Genomic DNA, 2,884 nt, shown 5'->3' with positions numbered 1-2,884 from the left:
TTCATGATGTTGAAATAATGGGACTGAAAACTAGTCTTATTTCGCAGATATATTTAAGATTCATGTGTGTCCTCTCGCTCCAATCGGTTGAGACTGGCTACAGACTTTGCACCACTAACTAGGTCTTAGGTGTTAACGATGCCATATCAATAACAAAGCGGTATTTTACGTCGCTCCTCACCAACCGATCGTAAGCTTCGTTTATTTTCTGAATCGGGATGAGTTCGATATCGGCGGTAATATGATGCTTGCCGCAAAAATCTAACATCTCTTGAGTTTCTTTGATGCCGCCAATCAGCGAGCCACTGAGACTGCGCCGACCAAAAACCAAACTACCCACATTTAGAGACAACGGTTCGGTGGGTATGCCGACTTGGGTGAGATTGCCATCGCGTTTCAACAAGAGTAGGTAGGCATTGATATCGTGGTTTGCAGATACCGTATCGAGAATGAAATGGAAACTATTTAGGTGTTTTTTCATCTCGTCTGGATTCTTGGAATTAACGACTTCATCTGCACCCAGGAGCAGTGCATCTTCAACCTTGTTCGCGGATGTGGTAAAGACAACTACATGTGCGCCAAAAGCTTTCGCTAATTTCACAGCAACGTGTCCCAGTCCCCCAAGTCCCACTACGCCAACTTTCTGACCTTTGCTGACATTGTTATGACGCAATGGCGAGTAAGTGGTAATTCCAGCACACAGTAGTGGCGCAGTGGCGGCGAGATCTAAATGTTTGGGAATTTTCAGCACAAACGCTTTATCCACCACAATGCTCTCGGAGTAGCCGCCATAGGTAATACCGCCAGTATGCTTGTCGTGAGAGTTGTAGGTAAATATTGTGCCAACCGTGCAGAATTGCTCTAGATCTTCCTTGCAGTTGGCACAAGTGAGACAGGAATCGACCATACAACCCACCCCCACGGTATCGCCTTCCTTAAATTTGTTGACATCTTTGCCAACTTTCGTGACCCGTCCGACGATTTCATGCCCAGGGACGCAAGGGTAGGTGGTACCCTGCCATTCGCTGCGGACGGTATGCAAATCCGAGTGACACACACCGCAATAGAGAATGTCGATCTGGACATCATGTTTGCCGACATCGCGGCGTTGAATGCTGAATGGTGCGAGTGGAGTCTTGGCAGTTTGAGCTGCGTAGGCATTTATTTTCATCAATCGTGCTCCAAATTTCTGATTACTTCGATCCGCGAAATTTCCGACTTGTTAAATAAGTCAGAGATTTTTACCTGCATATCTAGAGGTTTTCCAAGACTTCTGACTTGAGAAATCTGACTTTTGCCAGTCCAGCATACTTATCTGATTCCGATCGATAGCCAGCCGCACAAGCGACTACTGTAGTTAAGCCTTTGGCTGCCAACCCCAATACCCGATCGTAATTAACAGGTTCGATTCCTTCCATCGGACAGGTATCGACACCGAGTAATGCGGCACTGGTCATAAAGTTACCCAGGGCGATGTAGGTTTGGTTTGTTGACCATTCATTGACATGAAAACTGCGTGCGCCATCAACCACGTCATTAACCATGAGATTTCGGTAGTTAGCGATCTCCTCGACATTAATACGACGCACCTCAGCAGTACGGGCGACAAACCGATCGACATGTGCCGCAGTCAGATTCTTGTGGATCGCGAATACGACGTAATGCGAGCAATCAGTCACCTGAGACTGATTCCACGAGAGGGGTTTGAGCTGTTCTTTCAGTTCTGTACTGGTGACAATCAGAAATTTCCAAGGCTGTAAACCGTAGGAAGATGGTGTTAATACCAAGGCATCTTCTAATGCTGTCCAGATTTCTGGAGCAATTGTTTTAGCTGGATCGAACTGTTTGGTGGCATATCGCCATTTGAGATGTTCTAATAAGTCAGTCGGAATGATGTGATTCATATCAGGTTAGGATTTGTTCGAGTTCGATGAGATTGCCGTCTGGGTCGCGAATACAGGCGGTAATAAACCCGCCCGCTAGCCCTTCTTCTGGGTGTTGCCAAGGACTACTGAAGATGGAAATGCCTTTGGCTTTCAACTGAGAAATCGCCACCTACGATCGGGCACGGCAAAAGTCAGGATTATTTTGGCATCATGGCGTTGGCGTAGCCGCGCCGAGAGGTAATCGTAGGTGGCGGTTTCGTTGGCGGAGCCTCTCGGAACGAGAATCGAGTCGATGTAGTCTTTCAACCTCGATCGATTGAGAATCGTAATTTTAGTTGCACCTGCATCGAGCTGCGGCATATTCTTCATCATCGTTAGCCAAGGAAACCTTAAAGCCTAAAACATCCTGGTAAAAAAACTTACAATCTGCATAGTTTTGAACATTCAATCTAGTGCAGATATATTTAAGATTCATGTGTGTCCATCCTAGTGAGATGTAGTGGCAAGCAGACTGAGCTGTTGTAGTAGTTCCTTGGCGGCTGGTGCAGAAGATGCGGGGTTTTGCCCAGTAATGAGTAGTCCATCTTTAGCAACATAAGGCTGCCAGTCGGCTACTTTGGAATAATGCCCACCGTTTTGCTTGAGCATATCCTCGACTAGGAACGGAACGATCTCGGTCAATCCGGCTGCTTGTTCCTCGGTATTGGTAAAGCCTGTGACGGCTTTACCTTGCATTACAGGATCGCCATTGGCTGCCTTGACACGGCGCAGCACTCCAGGCGCATGGCAAACTAAGGCGATTGGTTTACCTGCGGCTAGTGTGGCTTCGATGAGAGCGATCGAGGATGTGTCTTCAGCCAAGTCCCAGAGCGGGCCATGACCGCCAGGATAAAATACCGCATCAAAATCACTAGCAGCAACCTCGCTGAGTTTAAGTGTGTGTGCGAGCGCGGCTTGGGCGGCGGAATCTGCCTTAAAACGTTGCGTGTCTTCAGTCT

5 protein-coding genes are annotated in these 2,884 nt (G+C 47.5%); all 5 read right to left on the bottom strand.

Going from position 1 to position 2,884, the window contains the following annotated elements:
- Positions 1-118: 118 nt before the first annotated feature.
- Positions 119-1,171 (bottom strand): NAD(P)-dependent alcohol dehydrogenase, encoded by a 1,053-nt coding sequence (locus ACEW9I_RS06020; RefSeq protein ID WP_373539450.1) that lies wholly within the window; start codon positions 1,169-1,171, stop codon positions 119-121.
- 82 nt (positions 1,172-1,253) lie between these two features.
- Entirely contained in the window at positions 1,254-1,904 is a 651-nt protein-coding gene (locus ACEW9I_RS06015) for an NAD(P)H-dependent oxidoreductase (protein ID WP_373539449.1), read from the bottom strand.
- 1 nt (position 1,905) lies between these two features.
- Entirely contained in the window at positions 1,906-2,055 is a 150-nt protein-coding gene (locus tag ACEW9I_RS06010; RefSeq protein WP_373539448.1) for a VOC family protein, read from the bottom strand.
- Positions 2,037-2,258 (bottom strand): hypothetical protein, encoded by a 222-nt coding sequence (locus ACEW9I_RS06005; protein ID WP_373539447.1) that lies wholly within the window; start codon positions 2,256-2,258, stop codon positions 2,037-2,039. Before ACEW9I_RS06005 ends, ACEW9I_RS06010 begins: the two co-directional genes overlap by 19 nt.
- 114 nt (positions 2,259-2,372) lie before the next feature.
- On the bottom strand, positions 2,373-2,884 hold a 512-nt coding region (locus ACEW9I_RS06000), incomplete at its 5' end, for a type 1 glutamine amidotransferase domain-containing protein (RefSeq protein ID WP_373539446.1).

The organism is Chamaesiphon sp., from assembly GCF_041738855.1.
Classification (GTDB): domain Bacteria; phylum Cyanobacteriota; class Cyanobacteriia; order Cyanobacteriales; family Chamaesiphonaceae; genus Chamaesiphon.
Note: the sequence above shows the minus strand (reverse complement) of the source record. Positions and strands in the feature narration are given on the sequence as shown.

Excerpts from the sequence above, each read along its gene's own strand:
- ACEW9I_RS06020 (WP_373539450.1), bottom strand. The coding sequence starts at position 1,171 with ATGAAAATAAATGCCTACGCAGCTCAAACTGCCAAGACTCCACTCGCA.
- ACEW9I_RS06015 (WP_373539449.1), bottom strand. The coding sequence starts at position 1,904 with ATGAATCACATCATTCCGACTGACTTATTAGAACATCTCAAATGGCGA.
- ACEW9I_RS06005 (WP_373539447.1), bottom strand. The coding sequence starts at position 2,258 with ATGATGAAGAATATGCCGCAGCTCGATGCAGGTGCAACTAAAATTACG.